22 protein-coding genes, 1 tRNA gene and 1 pseudogene are annotated in these 18106 nt (G+C 37.3%); 6 read left to right on the top strand and 18 right to left on the bottom strand.

Going from position 1 to position 18106, the window contains the following annotated elements:
* The first annotated feature begins 375 nt into the window (after positions 1–375).
* Positions 376–470, top strand: a tRNA-OTHER gene (locus JCM9140_RS23450).
* Between the two features lie 229 nt (positions 471–699).
* Positions 700–1356, top strand: a complete 657-nt coding sequence (locus tag JCM9140_RS22220; RefSeq protein WP_052001980.1) for a phosphatase PAP2 family protein — start codon at positions 700–702, stop codon at positions 1354–1356.
* Between the two features lie 108 nt (positions 1357–1464).
* Here the strand turns inward: JCM9140_RS22220 and JCM9140_RS01415 are convergent, their stop codons facing one another.
* From JCM9140_RS01415 to JCM9140_RS23445, 16 genes are all read right to left on the bottom strand, one after another.
* Entirely contained in the window at positions 1465–2010 is a 546-nt protein-coding gene (locus JCM9140_RS01415; RefSeq protein ID WP_034741261.1) for a DUF6944 family repetitive protein, read from the bottom strand.
* Positions 2011–2323: 313 nt separating this feature from the next.
* Entirely contained in the window at positions 2324–3550 is a 1227-nt protein-coding gene (locus JCM9140_RS01410) for a Mur ligase family protein (protein WP_052001979.1), read from the bottom strand.
* On the bottom strand, positions 3526–3765 hold the full coding sequence (locus JCM9140_RS22215) for a Mur ligase domain-containing protein (protein WP_052001978.1): 240 nt from the start codon (positions 3763–3765) through the stop codon (positions 3526–3528). Before JCM9140_RS22215 ends, JCM9140_RS01410 begins: the two co-directional genes overlap by 25 nt.
* Positions 3766–4067: 302 nt before the next feature.
* A complete protein-coding gene (locus JCM9140_RS01405; protein ID WP_034741258.1) occupies positions 4068–4388 on the bottom strand; it encodes a hypothetical protein in 321 nt (106 codons plus the stop codon).
* Positions 4389–4861: 473 nt separating this feature from the next.
* Positions 4862–5185 (bottom strand): hypothetical protein, encoded by a 324-nt coding sequence (locus JCM9140_RS01400; protein ID WP_034741255.1) that lies wholly within the window; start codon positions 5183–5185, stop codon positions 4862–4864.
* A gap of 306 nt (positions 5186–5491) precedes the next feature.
* Positions 5492–6490, bottom strand: coding sequence for a methyl-accepting chemotaxis protein (locus JCM9140_RS01395; RefSeq protein ID WP_034741252.1), 999 nt, complete (start codon positions 6488–6490; stop codon positions 5492–5494).
* Positions 6491–6650: 160 nt separating this feature from the next.
* The gene (locus JCM9140_RS01390; protein ID WP_034741248.1) at positions 6651–7154 is read right to left on the bottom strand and encodes a hypothetical protein; all 504 of its coding nucleotides are present in this window, start codon (positions 7152–7154) and stop codon (positions 6651–6653) included.
* A complete protein-coding gene (locus tag JCM9140_RS01385; RefSeq protein WP_034741245.1) occupies positions 7144–7521 on the bottom strand; it encodes a hypothetical protein in 378 nt (125 codons plus the stop codon). The genes JCM9140_RS01390 and JCM9140_RS01385 overlap by 11 nt, the downstream gene beginning before the upstream one ends.
* A 189-nt stretch (positions 7522–7710) precedes the next feature.
* Positions 7711–8013, bottom strand: coding sequence for a spore coat protein (locus JCM9140_RS01380; RefSeq protein ID WP_034741243.1), 303 nt, complete (start codon positions 8011–8013; stop codon positions 7711–7713).
* 13 nt (positions 8014–8026) lie between these two features.
* Positions 8027–8215: a lipoyl synthase gene (locus JCM9140_RS01375; protein ID WP_034741240.1), complete on the bottom strand. Its 189-nt coding sequence runs from the start codon at positions 8213–8215 to the stop codon at positions 8027–8029.
* On the bottom strand, positions 8212–8490 hold the full coding sequence (locus JCM9140_RS01370) for a spore coat protein (RefSeq protein ID WP_034741237.1): 279 nt from the start codon (positions 8488–8490) through the stop codon (positions 8212–8214). The genes JCM9140_RS01375 and JCM9140_RS01370 overlap by 4 nt, the downstream gene beginning before the upstream one ends.
* 13 nt (positions 8491–8503) lie before the next feature.
* Positions 8504–8719 (bottom strand): hypothetical protein, encoded by a 216-nt coding sequence (locus JCM9140_RS01365; RefSeq protein WP_034741235.1) that lies wholly within the window; start codon positions 8717–8719, stop codon positions 8504–8506.
* 96 nt (positions 8720–8815) lie between these two features.
* The gene (locus JCM9140_RS01360) at positions 8816–9991 is read right to left on the bottom strand and encodes a TraB/GumN family protein (protein ID WP_034741233.1); all 1176 of its coding nucleotides are present in this window, start codon (positions 9989–9991) and stop codon (positions 8816–8818) included.
* A 175-nt stretch (positions 9992–10166) separates the two neighbouring features.
* Positions 10167–13274 carry an efflux RND transporter permease subunit gene (locus tag JCM9140_RS01355; protein ID WP_034741230.1) on the bottom strand — a complete coding sequence of 1036 codons (3108 nt, stop codon included), beginning with the start codon at positions 13272–13274 and terminating at the stop codon, positions 10167–10169.
* Positions 13275–13288: 14 nt separating this feature from the next.
* Entirely contained in the window at positions 13289–14515 is a 1227-nt protein-coding gene (locus tag JCM9140_RS01350; RefSeq protein WP_162232184.1) for an efflux RND transporter periplasmic adaptor subunit, read from the bottom strand.
* On the bottom strand, positions 14475–14642 hold the full coding sequence (locus tag JCM9140_RS23445) for a hypothetical protein (protein WP_162232183.1): 168 nt from the start codon (positions 14640–14642) through the stop codon (positions 14475–14477). Before JCM9140_RS23445 ends, JCM9140_RS01350 begins: the two co-directional genes overlap by 41 nt.
* 295 nt (positions 14643–14937) lie before the next feature.
* Between JCM9140_RS23445 and JCM9140_RS01345 the strand changes: the two genes are divergently transcribed.
* The gene (locus JCM9140_RS01345; protein WP_034741224.1) at positions 14938–15369 is read left to right on the top strand and encodes a hypothetical protein; all 432 of its coding nucleotides are present in this window, start codon (positions 14938–14940) and stop codon (positions 15367–15369) included.
* Positions 15370–15435: 66 nt separating this feature from the next.
* Here the strand turns inward: JCM9140_RS01345 and megL are convergent.
* Positions 15436–16628: pseudogene (gene megL / locus JCM9140_RS01340) on the bottom strand (methionine gamma-lyase).
* Between the two features lie 155 nt (positions 16629–16783).
* On the opposite strand from megL, the gene JCM9140_RS01335 reads away from it, so the two are divergent.
* Positions 16784–17146, top strand: coding sequence for a hypothetical protein (locus tag JCM9140_RS01335; protein WP_034741221.1), 363 nt, complete (start codon positions 16784–16786; stop codon positions 17144–17146).
* A 60-nt stretch (positions 17147–17206) separates the two neighbouring features.
* Positions 17207–17422 carry a hypothetical protein gene (locus tag JCM9140_RS01330; protein WP_034741218.1) on the top strand — a complete coding sequence of 72 codons (216 nt, stop codon included), beginning with the start codon at positions 17207–17209 and terminating at the stop codon, positions 17420–17422.
* 5 nt (positions 17423–17427) lie between these two features.
* On the opposite strand, the gene JCM9140_RS24800 is transcribed toward JCM9140_RS01330, so the two are convergent.
* A complete protein-coding gene (locus tag JCM9140_RS24800) occupies positions 17428–17559 on the bottom strand; it encodes a hypothetical protein (RefSeq protein ID WP_268870545.1) in 132 nt (43 codons plus the stop codon).
* A 309-nt stretch (positions 17560–17868) separates the two neighbouring features.
* Between JCM9140_RS24800 and JCM9140_RS01325 the strand changes: the two genes are divergently transcribed.
* On the top strand, positions 17869–18066 hold the full coding sequence (locus JCM9140_RS01325) for a hypothetical protein (RefSeq protein ID WP_034741215.1): 198 nt from the start codon (positions 17869–17871) through the stop codon (positions 18064–18066).
* The last annotated feature ends 40 nt before the right edge of the window (positions 18067–18106 follow it).

The following is an 18106-nucleotide window of genomic DNA, read 5'->3' as shown; positions in this document are numbered from 1 at the left end:
ACTAGTGTTCACAAATACATTCTTAAATCTTATATCCTATTAACATTTTACTATATTAAAAATGTCGAATGTCGTCGCCTAGTGACGGAAAATAAAATATTATTAGTTGTTTTGTTAGATAAATAGATTTTTTTATCAAGAGCTATTTAATTATACTTTGGTTAACTTCATCAGGAATGTGTTCCCTAATAGTGCTTTTCTTTCAATCGTTGTTTCCTTTCCTCCTAAAAATTCCGTTTCTATTTAGTAACCTTAAGATTCATCTCTTGAAAGACTTGTACTTTTCCTCAATTAATCTTACAATACGGTAAGAAAGCTAAAGACGAAACCGTTGCAGGAATCGGCATTAAACCTAAGTAAACCCTTGTCTCACAAGGGATTGAAGACCCCCTTTCATTTCCACGGTCTTCAAAACCGCTTGGGAGGCGCGTGCCGTCTCCGGTAGGTTCGATTCCTACACAGTCCCGCCAAACCTTACATATATTCGTTTTCCACGATTTTGAGGTAATCCTAGCAAAGGCTTTGTGGGAAAAACGTTACTTCACCCTTCTACTAATATACGGTAGAAGGGTATTTTGTGTCTAAAGAGCATTTATCGGCACAAAAATTTCCAAAGTTCATATGTTTTAAACCATGGTTTCTTATGTTTAGTGATGTTATACTAATCATTTAATCATTAAAGAAAGAGAGAGTAGTACAATGTTACTGAACACAAAACAGATTTCTATAGCAACTGGGTGCTTAATCCTATTTGTTCTTATCTCCATTTTCTCTATTCAAAATCAACTTGTCTTAATTGATCAGATGATTATTTCATTCCTTGTAGAAAGGTCGTCCACTTTTCTTGTTACAGTGATGGAGGCCATTACAAAAATTGGATCTGGGGAAACAATCTTACTGCTGACTTTCATTATCGGTGGTTTTCTGTTGGTTAAAAAGATGTGGGGGGTTGCTATTCTTTTATTCACCCTTTCCTTTGGCGGAATTGCTCTAAACTTTTTTTTGAAAATCCTTTTTCAACGGGAAAGACCTGGTGAAATGAGTGTCATTGAAGTTTTTGGATATTCACTTGAAATCGCGTCTTATAGTTTTCCCAGTGGCCATACGATGAGAAGTGTTATTTTATTTTCCTTTCTTATTTTTCTGTGTTACCGCTTGGTGCGGCACTCGTTAAGTAAGATGATGGTATTGGTTCTATTTATGATTTTAATTGTAGCCGTTGCTTTAAGTAGAATTATTGTAGGTGCCCATTTTCCTTCTGATATTTTTGCTGCTATCACCATTTCAATCACTTGGTTTTATTTTTGTCTATTCTTACTGCGGTATATTTTTAGAAATCAACCACTTACCCTTTAGAACACAAATCTTAAACCTTCTACCTATAGTAGGAGGTTTTTTTATTTTTTATGTGTTACAAAAAATGAACAGGTCTTATTAAGTGAGCATGAACTTAACTTCCAAACATTATTGAAATGTCTCTCTTGTTATAATTACTGCGTTTATATTAGACCCTAAAGCTTGTAGGATGGCACCAATCGTTGTGATGATTTGACCCTCCTCTCTCCCTTTTAGATCATACACTCCACCAATTGCTTCTAAACCCGCGCCCAAACCTTGAAGTGCATTACCTATTGCATACCCCTCTTCTCCCATTAAGTGGTCGGCTAAAGAACTTATTGATGCTCCCATCGATTGAAACACATCCCCGAGGATACCGAGACGAAGACCATCAACCATATTTTCATCACCAACATCCTGTATATAGGCAGCCAAAGCTGAAGTTGCTGCACCAGCCCCGTCAATCCAATTACCAGTAAAATTCAGCGGATCATCCGTCGTAACTGTACCAATTAACAAGGTTCCAACTGCTTGTAATCCTTCGCCGATCGTGATCAGTTTATTGTTAATTTCATCTAATCCAGCTAAAGCTCTCATTTCAGCTGTAGCAGAAATGAGTGTTCCTATCGCATCTAGCCATGCCCCCGTTAGTAATTTTTCTTCATCCTTCACCGCATTCCCCCACTTTCACCACTTCTCGTTAATATAGATTATGCATCCTCATGAATTTCGTATAGTTCAGTGTAGTACAGAGGTTACAAATAAAAATAAAAGGCTACGGATAGCTATTGTCACTCTTCATAAAAGACAATATTTCATTTGTTCATTAACGTTGATAAAGCTCCATGTTTATTTTTTAAAATAAAACAGACCAAATGAGTAAAATTTGGTCTGTTTTGTAGCTTTGCTTATTTTATTGGTCTCTATCTTATTTAATATCATTATCTAGTAGTATTAATTGATGTTTCGTTAACACTCTTCTTTATCATTCTTTGATACAAGCTAAAATGGTTGCTCTATCGTTACGTGTTTGATAGCGATATTCTTCTTTATAAGCTTCAGGACCTTTTCCAGTAATGATAAGGCCATCCCCTTTTTTTAACAAAGATAGAACATGCGCAATGGCTTCCGTTCGATCGTCGACAACCTTAATATTTGGATACGGTTTGCTTAATTCTTTTAACTCAGCCAGCATGTCCTCTTTTTTTGTTCCATTCAAATCATCCAATGTTAAACAAACATAATCGCTAAAGCTTTGACTAATCTCAACCATTGTAGCTCGTTTAGAACAATCTCTTTTCGCTCTAAATCCAAAGATATGATAGAGATCTCGTTCTGTGCATTCTTTTGCTGTTTTTAAAGCGTACTGAAGACCATCAGGTGTATGCGCATAATCGATGAACGCCTTTGCGTTATTAGGCAGTTCAATTGTTTCAAATCTTCCTGGAATTCCTTGAAATGTTTCCAATGCCTCGATCACTTCTCTAGAAGAAAGACCTATTTCTCTTGCACATATATAACTTCCTATTGCGTTATATACATTATGTTCTCCTTTAATTTTCATATGAATAACATGTTCTTCTCCGTTGTCCTGAATTACGATTCTCACATTTGGAACTGTCTCATATGATTTTAAATAAATGGCTTCCGATCCTGTTGCCTGTCCAAATGAAGTAGTAGGTACTAATTCTTCTGCTAACTCTTCTTGCAATCTCTCTCCCCATGAGCCATAGGTTCCAACTATACCTTTGCCTTCATTCTTAAGACATTGAAATAACCTTTTTTTCGTATGATAATAATTTTCAAGGTCTTTGTGATAGTCTAAGTGTTCATGACTTAAATTCGTAAAAAGAGCATAGTCAAACATTGGACCGTGAACACGATATTGGTCTATACCATGAGACGAAACTTCCATAACGACATATTCATCTTCGCTTTCATGAAGCATCTGTTGTAACAAAATAGCATCTGGCGTCGTTAGGCTGGATTCCCTCTTGTCTCCATTTATCACATATTCAACTGTACCTAACCTGGCAACAGCCTTTCCATTATGCTCCAATATATGATGTAACATATATGATGTTGTTGTTTTTCCATTTGTTCCTGTGATTCCAATCATTTTATGCTTATGATGAGGCATATCATAAAAACAATTTGCCAATATAGACAAAACTTTCCTTGCATCTTCTACTTGGATATAGGCACCGGCCATTTATCCGTAATGTGCTTCTCCCCAATCACAGCAACTGCTCCATTTGTTATGGCTGAGTGAATGAAGTTATGTCCATCTGATTCATGTCCAGTAACCGCAACAAACAGATTTCCCTCTTTTATTTTTCTTGAATCAAGTTGAATTCCTGTAATAATAATATCCTCTTCCCCTTTTAAATCTAAGGGTTCCAATAATGCATTTAACGTTTTATTCATAGATTTTACCCTCGGTCAAATAGTTGTATTTTTAATGTGAGCTCTTTATTAGTGTGTACAACTATCCGCCAATTCAAAACTCTAAATTCTCGTTCATAAAAAAGACTAGGCCCACCATTCATGAAAAGAACGGGGGCCTAGTTAGCTTCTGAATCAAAATAAATTCAAGTTTTCTATAAGATAAAGAATCAATGAAATTGTTTTAGTTAGAGTACTGTATACAAAACTGAATTGGACTTATAAGAAAGCTATTCTAATCTTCTAAATATCTTGAAGAAAAACTCATTCCTTGTTCCAATACTTTAGCCAGCATGACTCTGTTTGCCTTTTGACACTTTTGGCAAGCTATTTCGACAGTCCTCTAATATGAAGATATCCTCCTCTGTAACCGTCATCATTCGGGAAACCCTCTCTCTAACTGTATTAGCTCTTATTAATTTATTTGCATTCTCACCTGTTACAACTTTAGTTACTTTTGAAGCAATATAGATGACATCTTTGTACGTTTTATACTTCAATTTGAGGGAGCTAATATCAAAAGTGTGAATCAATTCGCGAAGTTGCATTTCAATCTCATAACATAATTGATAAGCGTGTAGCTGGCGTTCAGGGACTTGATACATGTTATACACCTCCTAAAGTATGTATTCATTTAGTTCGACATATATAAGGTTTTTCCTTTTTTATCAATGGTTATTCGCATACTTTGTTATTTTTATCGATTCGTGTTCTTCCCGTATTCATTCCTTTGTGCTTCATCATGCACGAAAAAAGGCAGTTCATATAATGAACTACCTCAAAATTAAATGGTTTTTTCCAGAGAACACTAAAACGTTAAAAGAAATCGCCATTATTGATGAACTAATTTTCGGTAATCAATACAACAGTTTGCGCAACCGTTCCAAGCAAATACTGTCTTTTGTTTCTCAGAACACCTGTAACATAAGACTCGTTCACAATATGGGCACTCTTTTGCATTCTTTCCTTCTAGACTTAGCGATCCACAGTCAACACAACGTAAAACAGCCACATTAACTACCTCCCTCCATATGATTTATATGGAGAAAAATCGTTACTTAGACCTTTGAAGAACAGCTTATTCGCCTACACTTGCCCAAAAACGATTAGCCTTTGTTACTACGTCCCCACTTGGTCTCCCTTCAACCATAAAGGTAGCGAGTAACTCATCACCAACATCTACACTCGAATACCAGCCAATAATATCGCCTTCTGTTCCTTGGGCATCTTTCAGTTCTGCCGTTCCCGTTTTTCCTGCAAGTAAGCGAGAGTGTCCTGGGTTGCTTCGAAAAGCCGTACCATTAGGATCTGCATGTGGAAGATCCATTTCAGGGGCTTGCCAATCCGGATTTAATTCATAGACAACAGCAAGCTCTTCTATTTCTTGGGGGTCAAGTCCCAAGATATCAGCAAGTTGCTTCGCCTCGTCCTTTAAATTTAGGATATTTTCAAATTGACACCTACTCGGTAAAACTGTCCGTTGATAGCTAGCGGCTCTCCATTACGCCCCAAAATTTGATTCCCATGCTGTACATAACTTTGTACAGTTGCTTCTGGATTCTGTACCTGTGAACATCAGCTACAAAAAGAGCACTTGCCAAAAACCATATGTACCGTTGAAGCTGTTACATCATTTCATACTATTAAAAATAAAATAGTCTTAGTATCATGCTAAACCAGCTTCCTTAAATTATTTTTTTAACAATTACTAAACAATCGATTCTGAAACAATAACAGACCAACCTTTTCCTTTATAGGCGTTGTACCCTTCCGTTAAACAGTAGGCATAAATTTGGTTGTTTTCTGTTGTATAACCGCGTCTGTCTTTACCAGTCATAATATGATTAACAGCTTTCAAGTGGGAAAGATCTTTTTTTAGGATTCCCCCTCGATCTTTTGAAGCAATTACATAGCCCTCTTTATTAATGACATACAATTGACTTTTTTCATCAATTTTTACGCGATCGATAATATCATAAATAAATTCCCAGTTGAATCTTGTCGTAAGCACACCAATAACTTCTCCTGCATCGTTATGGACAGGACTTGAATAGCCCATTGTATATCCACCTACAACAGATGAGTGATACATATCTGTTACATAAACATCGTTATGTTTGACGGTTTCTTGGAACCAATCACGCTCATTCATGTTTCTTCCAACTTGACTTTGGTTTTGAGCAGCCACGATGATTTCACCTGAAAGGTCAACAACAAATAGATCAAAATAAACCTCATAAATTTTATAAATGTTTTCCATAAAAGCTTGTGCTACTTTTTTGGATTCAGGTGACGGATGTAACAAGCAATCTTTAATTGCATCAAATGTAGCCCAAGCTTGTACATCACAATTCCTCTCAAAAAGATTGCGGTCGATTTTGTCTATTGTATCAAAAGCAATATCAACTGTTCTCATGGCGATAATCTCATTTGCTTTTGTTTGAATGCTTTTAATAAGCGTTTCACTTTCTCTACTTGCTTTCAGACTTTCTTCAGCAAATTTCTTGATTTCTGTCGCAACCACAGCAAAGCCTTTCCCCGCCTCTCCAGCACGAGCAGCCTCAATACCGGAATTCAGTGCAAGTATATTAGACTTTGTTGAAATGTCTTGTATTTTTTTCATGACTCCTTGCATTTTCTCATTATCTTGTTTTAGTTCAGTCATTAATAATGAAACATTCTGACTTTTTTCTAACGTTTTTTCCACCTTGTTATCCCCTTTAATTTTAAGTAAGTATTATCTCAACTATATTCTATGAAAGTATTATAGCATATGCCTTCAACTGAACATTTATGGAAATATGATTCTAACAAAAAATGTGCCTAAAAAAGGTGAATGATTCCCTTTTTGGACACATCGAATCTATCTATTTAAAAATGGTTGTTATAATTTGGTCTAACGTCATTTCACTTGTGATTTCAAATGTTCCTGGACGTAATGAATTAGCAACACCACGTCGTTCTACTTCATTAAAAAACGACATTGAGTTCTCAATCATATCGGCCTTTACAAGCGCGTTACCTACATCAATACTAGTCATACCAGTTGATACGGTAAGAATCAGTTTTGTATGATACACGATATTTTCTTCTGTTTGTTGTTCTTGTTGCTCACTCTCTACAGGTTCCATGTTTGCTACAGCATCATCATATGCTTCTTGAGCCACACTTTCCAGTATATCTTGCCATTCCTCTTCAGCATACACATGGTAATTTTCAGCAAGCAAGTCTGTGATCATTTCTTCTGTTGCAGGCTTTTCTTTTGCTTGAATAGGAGCAACATCTTTTTCCCCAAAATAATAGACTCCGCCACATACAGCAGCTGCAACTAGTAAGCCTCCAGCAAAACTTTGCATCGAGTTAGCTTTCATTTGCTGCTCTTCTCCTTCCATCACTATCTTCCAGGTAAGGAGTTAACAGAAGCTTCACTTCGTTTTCTGTTAATTCCGTTTCCGTTGCAATGCCTTCTAATGAATAGCCGCGCTTATATAAATCTAGCACTTCTCTCATTAAAATTCGTTGTTTAGGAGAAACAGCTTGTCTTCCTTTTTCTTGCTCTGAAATTTCTGTATCAAGTTCAAATTCACGTATTTTCTGTTGTAATTGATACATTTCTGTCATAATCGAGATCGAGAATTGCTCGAGCTCTTGTTTCGCTGCATTTGACGATTGTTTCGTTTTAATAAAAGATAAAATGAGCAACAATATTGCTACCCCAAATAGTATGCTAACGCCCATTCCATTCTGTCAAATCCTCCCTTATATAAATCTATTTTTACCGCAAACCTAATTATACATGGAAAAGCCGCAGAATTCGATCCAAATCAAGAAAATCCGACAATGGTCCATGATTTGTAACATCTTTGAAACATCCTACCTTTTATAAATTGAAAAAAGCACCCTTGGGATGCTCTTCTAATAGAAATTTTATTCATCTGTTGACAATTGTATTGCTGTTTCAGCGGCATCCAAATCAACTTGCAATTGCTTTTTCGTATCATGAGGATGGTAGTAACCGTTCTCAATCATGTAAGTAGAGATTTGCTCATGAAAAGAAATGACCTCTTCTAATTGATTCGTAAGTGTTTGACGAACATCCAATGTAGCGGTTTCTGTGATGGCCAATGCATAATTTTTAATTTCTGCTTTTGAAGCCACTAATATGTCCGTTGCAATCACTTGATCGGTCAAAGGAGCCATCCCTGTTATTTTCTCAATAAATGAATTCATCGTTATTTCCACCTCATGTTAAATGGTTTTTTAATTGCTCAAGATGCTTATTATGCATCACGACATCTTTTTGCATAATGGATTTCAATGTTTCATCTGTAACTAACCCTTGCATGATAGATGCTTTTGTTAAACATAGACTCTTAAAAGTCAAAAGTTCATGAAGTTCCAATGTTTCATGTATTCCTAAGTTTTCGTTCATTTTCTCACCTCTAATGCTCGATTAGCATATTGAATATCTTTTTGAAGCTGTTGTGGAACATTATAAGCATCGTAAATCCCTCTATCTTGCAAAAATCCATAAATTTGTTCGTGCTCGCCAATCGCATTTCTAAGCTGTTGAGTAAAAAAGTGTCGAACCTCTGGTGTGGTTGATTCTGTTATGGCTGCTGCAAAATCTTTAATCGCTGCTTTTGTTTCAAAAAGTAAATCTGTCGCTATCGTGTGATCTGTTACACTTAACTCTTTGTTTTCCATTTTCCTTCCTCCCTTATTGGTTCATTTGTGTTGCCGCTCGACTAAGTATGTCTTTCATTTGACTGACCGTTGTGGTTCCTTGAGTGATGCTATGTTCAATGATCATCTTTAAATCCGGATTTTCCACTTGTTCAAGCCGTGCCTGTGATTGAATAAGACAAGCCCACTTGAAATTTATCAACTCACGCATATCTGTTATTTCGTGTATTCCATATTGAGTGCTTTCCATTTGATTTCACCTCCCAAGTCTAAAATAGTTTTCTTCAACAACAAGTTCTTATCCATACAGAAAAGCCTCAACACCATAAAGATGTTGAGACTTTTCTTATGACCCTAATATATTTTGGATAAACATGCGAACCACATCTGCTCCGCCAACGATAGAACCTACCGTGCTCCCTACATTCGCTAAAACAACCACTAATAAAATTCTTGTTACGGAATTATTCCAAAACCCTTTAACAGTAAACACATCATCTGAAAGGTTCTCAAAATCACCTACTTTTGGCTTACGGATATAGGCCTCAACAATTCCAGCAAACCAACCAGCTGCTAGTAATGGATACAAAGACGTAAGTGGTGCCGCGATAAAAGCTGTTAGAATTGTCAAAGGATGTCCAAACGCAATTAACGCTCCGATCGCAGAGAAAAAGCCGTTCCACAACACCCAGCTTAACGTTAAATCAACCCCAACAGAAGGATTTGCATAAAAGGCATACCCAATAATACCTAAAATAAGGAGCGGAATCATCCATGCAAAAATGGTTGGTACGACCGATTTAGGCGGCCTTTGAGACAAACTTGCTAAATCATGATCTTTTTTGATTTCTTCTTTAATGCCAGGTACATGGGCTGCTCCTAAAACAGCGACAACTTTCTTTCCAGGAGCTTCTTTAATTTTCTGGGCTAAATATTGGTCCCTCTCATCAATTAAAGGCTTCTTTAACTTAGGAAAAGCAATCGTAAATTCATGTAACATTGAATTTAACATATCTTTAGATTTCATCTTTTCCATGTCTTCTTCCGAAATTTCATCCTTGCTAAAAACACTATAGACGATTTCAAGTAGCAGTTTGGCCCGGCCCCACAAGCCAACACCTTGCCAAATTCTAGCAAATGTAATTTGTATGTTTCGATCAGCAAGAACGAGATTGGCTCCGATCTCTTCAGCTGACTCAATCCCTTGAATCATCTCTTGCCCTGGTTTAATTCCAAACTGCTTTGCCATTCTTTTTTGGAAAGAAGCTATAAGCAAATTCATAAGAAGAAGAGTCGCTTTCTTCTCTTTAATGACTTTAAAGATATTCATATCTTTCCATTTGTTTCCATCTTTAATCGATTGATATCGTTGTTCATCTAACTCGATACAAACAGTATCTGGCATCTCGGCTTGGATGACTTCTTTTACTTGTTCAGCACTTTGTTTTGAAACATGGGCTGTACCGATGAGAATCAGTTCCTTACCGTCTATCGTTATCCTCGTTATGTTTTCTTCCGACATATTTACCCTTCCTTTATGTATCATCTACAACGATCATTTTACCATTTTTTATGCTCGGTAGGTAAAAAAGATTGTTGTTGGCTCCTAATCTCGAACCTATTCTCATCATAGCAACTAATAACAAGAGGCTGTCTAGGAAAAACCTAAACAGCCTCTTGTATTGTTTTAACATTCCTTACTCTACTTCTACTTCTTCTCCCTTTGCTTTGTCACGTTTTAAGATCCGTTTCCACCAGTTTGTAAAATTATCTGTGTAAATATACATGACAGGGACAAGTAAAAGCGTGATAAACGTCGAGAAGGATAAGCCGAAAACAATAACAGTTGCCATAGGTGCTTGAAGTTCAGAGCCTTCCCCGATTCCAATAGCTAAAGGAACCATCGCTAAAACCGTTGTTAACATCGTCATTAAAATAGGACGCAGTCGTGTCGGTCCTGCTTCTAGAATGGCTTCATCTCGTTCAAGACCACGAGCTCGCAATGTATTAATGTAATCGACTAAAACAATTGCATTGTTCACAACGATCCCTGCTAACATTATGACCCCAATAAAGGCAGGTGCACTTAAAGGTCTACCTGTTAATACAAAGCCGATAATAATCCCAATAAATGTAGCCGGAAGACTGAACATTACAATAAAAGGATACAACACCTTTTCAAACTGAAAAGCCATAACCGCGTACACTAAAAAGATTGCCAGTCCTAAGGCAAGGGCAAGATCGAAGAAAGCTTCCATCATCATTTCATAATCTCCACCAGCTTGATAATCATAGCCTTCTGGGAAGATGTAGTGATTCAACTCAGCTTCAACTTCAGCCATAACACTTCCTAAGTCACGGTCCATAATGTCTCCTGTAATGGAAACACCTCGCGTTTGATCTTGTCGATTAATAGCTGTTGGGCCTTCTGCTTGAACGAACTCAGCCACAGCCGATAAGGAAACAATATCGCCTGTTGGTGTAGAGATCGGCAAGTTTTGTATTTGATTGTAATTTTCTCGGTACTCTTTTGGCAATATAACGGTAATGTCAATTTCTTGACCTTCTGTACGCATCTGAGTTGCGACAACACCCGTTACACTGTTTCGTATTGTTTGCATGACGTCGCTATACGAGAGCCCATATTGTGATGCGATGTCGCGATCAACATGGATTTGTACTTCTGGTCTTGCTTCCCCCATAGAATGAGTGACATTTGTTGTTCCAGGTATTTCATTAATGATGTCTTGAATATCATCCGCAATTAATTTTAATGTATCAAAGTCTTCACCACGGACTTCAATTTCAATCGGGTTACCACCCATCCCATCACTTTCAAAAGCCCTCACATTCAAATCAAGGTCAGGTATCGTTTCTGCAAAGTCACCAAAACCTCTAACAATATCATTCGTTGTAACATCTCTTTCAGAAGGCGCTACGAGACGAATATAAAGGTCCCCACTATTAGAACCTCCAGCCCCCATCATGCCTCCTCCACCCACCGAGGCATAGATCACTTCTGTTACTCCCGTGTCTAGTAAATAATCCTCTAACAGTGTTAAAGATTCACGTGTTTCTTCGAGAGATGTCCCTTCAGGCATTTCAAAACTAGCGCTAATCTCACCTTGGTCAAAAGCAGGAATCAACTCCATACCCACTAATCGAACTCCACCTAAACTAGCGACAAGTAAAAAGAGTGTACCAAACACAATGGTCTTTTTGTGTTTGATTGACCATTTTAACAATTTTCGATACAAGTTATCAATTCGATCAAAAAAGCGACCGATGCTAGCACTTACCTTCCCTAAGCCTTTTGGATCTTCCTCAACACTCATTTTCGGTAAAAGAAGGCCAGATAACATTGGCACGATCGTTAAAGCCACAACTAATGAAGCAAGTAACGTGAAACCAACTGTTAACGCTAATGGCATGAACAACTCAGAAGCAATTCCACCTGTAAAAACAATCGGTAAGAAAACAACTAAACTCGTTAACGTTGAAGCGATAACGGCTGAAGAAACTTCTGATGCTCCTTTTTTAGCAGCTTCGACTCTGCTATAGCCTCTTTCACGATACTTATAAATGTTTTCTAGAATAACAATCGAACTATCAACTAACAGACCAATACCTAACGCCAGTCCGCCTAGTGTAATGATATTAATCGTCTGCCCTGCAAAATAAAGAAGGGTAAAGGCAGAAATTAAAGCAATCGGAATCGATAGTCCAATAATCAACGTACTACGAAAGCTCCGTAAAAACACTAACAAGACGAGAATGGCCATCGTTCCACCAAGGACCATGTTTATGACAACACTTTGAATAGAATCTTTAATAAAATCAGCTGAGTCCATTATTTTCGTCAATGAAACGCTTTGCGGTACGTTGTTTTCCAAATTCTCTAGTTGCCTGCTCACTGCATTGGATACATCAACTGTATTGGAATCACCTTGTTTGACAATATCTAAACTCAATGTTGGTTCACCATTTACATAGGCAAGGGAGGACATCTCCTGATACGTATCATGAACGGATGCAATTTCTGACAGCTTTATAGTTCCACCTGTTTGCAACGGAACATTAATGTTTTCAACATCAGCTATCGAACGGAAATCTCCAACAATTCTAAGTGGTACATCTTGTCCACCACGGGTCACCTCGCCAGCTGGAGCACTCATGCTTTCCCCGCCAATAATTTGAGACAGCTGAGTTAACGTAACCCCATAATTTTGTAAAAGGTTAATATCTGGTTCCACGACAATTTCTCGAATTTGGGCACCTGTTAGTTCTACTTGTCCAACACCAGGAATTCGCTCAAGACTTGGAATAATGGTATCTTCAGCAATATTTGTCAATCTCGTTAAGTCCATATCAGCTGAAATCCCGATTTGCATGATTGGCATCTGATTCGGATCAAAACGCATGACACTCGGATCACTTGCTCCATCAGGGAGTCCTTGTCGTACCATATCAATCCGTTCCCGAACATCTAGCATCACGTTATCTAAATCCGTATTAAAATCATACATCAACAGGATAATGGATTGATTTTGAGCTGAGATTGACTGCATCGTGCTTAAACCTTCAGTGGCACTTAACACACCTTCAAGAGGCCGTGTCACTAAGTTTTCTACTTCTTGCGGAGCAGCACCACTGTAAGGGGTACTTACAACTGCAATTGGTAATTCTAGATCTGGCATTAGATCCACTTTCAAACCAGTAAGAGAAACTCCCCCTAAGATCATCATAACGAGAGCAATAATGATGACTCCAACCGGTCGTTTAACAGATTCATTTATCAGTTTCAACTAACGTACCTCCGTTATTCGTTTCCTTTTGTGTCTTCATCACTTGAATCTTCATTTTCTACTACATCGTCGACTTCTTGCTCATTGTTAGTAGGGAATACTTCGTTTCTAACATTAATAAGTGCACCATCATATAATTGATGACTCCCTCGAACGACAACATACTCTCCAACTTCTAAGCCACTTTCAACACCAAACCATTCGGCTGTTTCATTATTTACAGCAATCAAACGCCTCTCAACGCTTTCTCCATCTGTCGTCACATAAACAAATGTTTCATTGTTTTGCTGAATAACCGCATTCACAGGCACAACCGTTTGTTCCGTATTTGCACTAGACGTATCAATTAAAACTTCTGCTAGCATTCCAACCCTAAGGTTTGAATCCGTGTTTGATAATTCAATTTCTACTGGATACGACCTTGATTGCTCAGAAGGAAGTAAACTTATATACGTTATTTTCCCTTCATATGTCTGGTTAAATGAACGAATATGCACGACAACTTCTTGTCCTACTTCAAGATTAGGAAGCATTGATTCATTGACATTTACCTCCACGATCGGATGATCCATTTGAACTAACTGCAACATTGGATTTTGCGGAGAAGCCATTTCTCCAACCATTGCATTCAGGCCTGTTACTTGTCCGGACATTGGAGCTTTAACAACGGCATACTTTTTTTGTTGTTCAGCCATTTGAACGGAAATTTCTGCTTGTTTTACAGAAGCTTCAGCTGCCTTGATCTGATCCGTTGCTTGTGCTTGTTCTAACGCCATTTCAGCCTGTTTCACAGCAGCCTTTGCTTGCTGTTTATCTGCTTCAGTTGGCATATTTCCTGCTACTACACTCTCGAGAACTGCATGCAATTCTTCTGGAACATCTGATAGATCCATTTCGACTGCACTTTCAGCCTCAGCAATCATCTTGTTGGCATTTTGCGCTTGTTCAAGTTGCATTTCTGCTTGTTTAATGCTTTGCCCTCTCATATTTTTCGCACTTGTTAGACTCGCTTCTGCTGCATCTAAACCGGCACGTGCTTGTGATATATTTAATTCTGCATCCGTAGCATCTATTTCAAATAACGAATCACCACGTTCGACTGTGTCTCCGTTGTCAACATGAATGGCCTTAATCTCTCCTTGTAACATTGGTAGAATGGCCATATGAGCCCCCGCCATAATATGTCCTGTTAGTTTTAGTTCATTTGCAAGCATTTCCTCCGTTATTTGACTTAGTTCCACTGGATGAACAGACTCTTTGAGACTCATCAGCTGAAACACTGTTGTCCATCGTTTCGGAACTACATCCTACGCTCACAAGCGATGCAGCTACCATCAATCCAATAAACACACTTCTTTTACGCATCATTACTTGTCCTCCATTTTCCCTTTTCATTGTCACTACTAGATTTAGAATTTCAACTACTATTTTACCATTGTTACATGAACTGAATATGAACTAAACGTGAAATATTGTCTTTCTTATTATTCCATTAAGGTCCATTTGTTTCCATTGATATCTATTAAACAATGGATATATAGGTATATAACATATGAAAAAGTTACCCGTTTATTCATTTCAATCTCTGTCCATGATAAATAAGGTAGCCTTTCTTAAGATAAGGATTCCTTTTCGAAACATAGATGAATAGTGGGAGGGATTTATGGTTTCTTTTCGAGGAGACGCGCATAAGTTTTATTTGAAAATAAAAAACAAAGTGGGAAAAGGGTTAGAGCCAGAACAAGTAAAAGAATTACAAGAATTAAAGGAAATCCGTCATTTTTATAAGTCAATTGATACGGACACCCTTGGCAATATTCATTTTTGGATATTAAAAGAGAAAAATGGGTCTGGTTTAATTCCCATTCTAGTAACAGCTGTTCCTTGGGTTTTGTTTATTTTTGGTAATCAAGTACAGGAGTTTTTTGAGAATGATCAAGGATATTTATGGCTCGTTTTTGTTTTTATTTATCTAATAGCTGTAACGATTAGTGTAAGCATACACTTTAGAGAGCAATCTTGGGCAACCGTACACTCAAGAATTATTGAAGATCTTCTAAAAAAAAGACAAGAAGAAAAGGAAAACGATGAATGATGTTGTGTAGAAGTGTTCAAACATAAAAAGTCGAAAGTGAAGAACCCTTCTCTTTCGACAACAACATTATGAACTTAGCGTATTTAAAGCCTGCTCTAAGTCTTGCCAAATATCCTCCCACGCCTCTAATCCGACCGATAGCCGTAATAATTCATTCGTAATTCCCATTTTCACTCTTTGCTCGGGAGGAATTACTGCATGAGTCATTGAAGCAGGATGTTGAATTAATGTTTCGGCATCTCCTAGACTAACAGCAATCGGGATGAGTTGAAGTTGATTGACAACATGTACCGCATCTTCATATGATCCGTTTAGTTCAAACGAAAGTACTCCACCACCTCTTCTCATTTGCTTTTTCACTAAAGAGGATTGAGCATGTTCCTTGTCTCCGGGATAATAGACTGCTTTTACATTAGGATGTTTTTTTAATTGTGCAGCAATTTTTTCGGCATTTTCACAGTGACGATCCATACGTACAGCTAATGTCTTCACTCCACGAATTAACAACCACGCATCAAAAGGAGAAAGTACTCCACCAAAATCTTTTCGAACCGTCTTTTTTATGTTGTCAATCATATCCGCATTTCCAGCCATGACTCCTGCTATGACATCACCGTGACCTCCAATGTATTTGGTTGCACTATGAACCACTAGATCACAACCTAGCTTTAAAGGCTTTTGCAAATACGGAGTCGAAAATGTATTATCAACAATCACCTTTATTCCTTTTTCTTTCGCTATGGATGTAACAAGCGGTATATCAATGACTTGCATGGTTGGATTAATGGGGGTTTCAATATACACACATGTTGTGTTCGTTTGAATGTTGCGTTTAATTTCTTCCTCGCTTCCTAAATCAGCAAAAGTAGATTGAATGTTGTGCTTATCTTTTAACCATTGTAATAAGCCAAATGTACAACCATATACTCCTTTTGAGCAAAGAATATGATCGTTTGTTTTGGTTACCTCCATCAAAGCGGCTGAAACAGCTGCCATCCAGAGCTGAATGCCAGTCCAGCCTCAGCTTCTTCCAGTTGCGCGATCCGATCCTCTAAAATAGCTACAGTCGGATTCTCCAATCTCGAATAAACATATCCACCTTGCTCTTGGGAAAACCGTTTCGCTCCTTGTTCCATTGAAGGAAACGTAAACGTTGAAGTTTGATAAATAGGTGGCGTTAAACACTCTCCATGCTTATTGGAATTATAGCTAGAGTGGACGACTTTCGTTTCAAATTGAAGATCTTTTTCGTTTTTCATTTTGTCTCCCCTTTTATTCGAACGATATTAAAACGCTTACATTGTATCTTATTTTTTATGAGCTTTTTTGGTGCATCACAATCATTTTTGTGCAATCGTTTGCCCATATTTCTTCTCTTTTGTTAGAATAAAGTGTAAAGAAGGGGGAATCATCGTTGTTTAGAGGAATGGCCTATTGTGAAGCGAGTCTTCATATTTATTGTAAAGAGGATGACGAAACAGAGAGAAAAAAACAAATTCATCCTATTCAATCTTACTGTAGCAATACAGTAAAAGTAACCGGGGTTACCGTCGTACAATCAGTATATGAGGAAGAGTCAACTCATTACGTGTTAACTTTATCGGTCACAGCTGAAGTACTTGTTCAATACGACCGCTTGATCACTCATTTAAACGATTACCGTGTTAATGCATGTAGAGAGTTTAGAAGGCAGTTTCCAGCGGCTGGAGCCGTAATGGCGCACTCTCTTGATACATACAGTCCATTTCGTTTAGACGGATTTATTCATCGGGCTTAGTTTTTCCTATTATGTTTTGTTAATAATTGAGATGGTTTGTGAATATAATCTTCTTACATAATGAGCGAGGAGGAGATTTGTATCGTACATTGGAAAGTAACTGCCACATTTGAAAATGGTGATTATGTACTGCAATTCGGTTCTTCCGAGTCAAAAGAACAAGCCTTAAGAGAAATGAAAAAAGAAGAACAATTAATTAGACAGCAATATCGAGATCGTGTGAGGGAGTTGGACTTTTGGAATATATGTGAAGTGAATGAGAGCAAACACGCTTAAAAAGTTTAAGCTAACGCTTGATTATTTTTTGTTCTTTGCCCTTTTACCATGTTATTAAGAATTTCAATTTCTTCCGAAGTTAATTTTCTATGTAATTTTTGTTCGAACTCTATCACAAGGTCAGTAACATTTAGCATAATAATATCTCTCCTTATTAAATATAGAATACCTACACCTTTATTATAGTTTAAACTTGTTTTATTGCAAGCGTTTTCATTAAAATAATAGAAATGATTTTCTCCTAAAAATTCACAAAAAAATTTTTCCTTTCTATTAATAATTCTTCTCTCTTACCCATACACTATTGTTAGAGATATTGAAAAAAGACACGTTTGTCACTAAACATGTCTTTTTTTCTATTTATTCAGGAAAACAATCCTGATAATAGAAGGAAATCACGCCATGGTAACGAATAGGTTCTATTATCTTTGAAGGAGCTGATTAGTATGAAAAAATTTAAAGTTTCCGTTGAGTTTCATAGCGGACAGCGAGTTAATTTCACTACTAAGTCAGATGTAAGAAAGGATATGTACCGGTTAAAGGTAAATGGCGAAGACTGTATTGTGACCGATGACAACTATGTTTTGAACATTTCTAAAATTAAAGAATTAAAGGTGAAGAAGATAAGCAGAAACTCAGCTTAACCTTATAAAAAGACGCTTGGTTACAATAAACCAAGCGTCT

The sequence above is a fragment of the Halalkalibacter wakoensis JCM 9140 genome (assembly GCF_000513095.1).
Taxonomy (GTDB): Bacteria; Bacillota; Bacilli; order Bacillales; family Bacillaceae_D; genus Halalkalibacter; species Halalkalibacter wakoensis.
The sequence above is the reverse complement of the archived record's forward strand: the minus strand, read 5'-3'. Positions and strand labels throughout refer to the sequence as shown.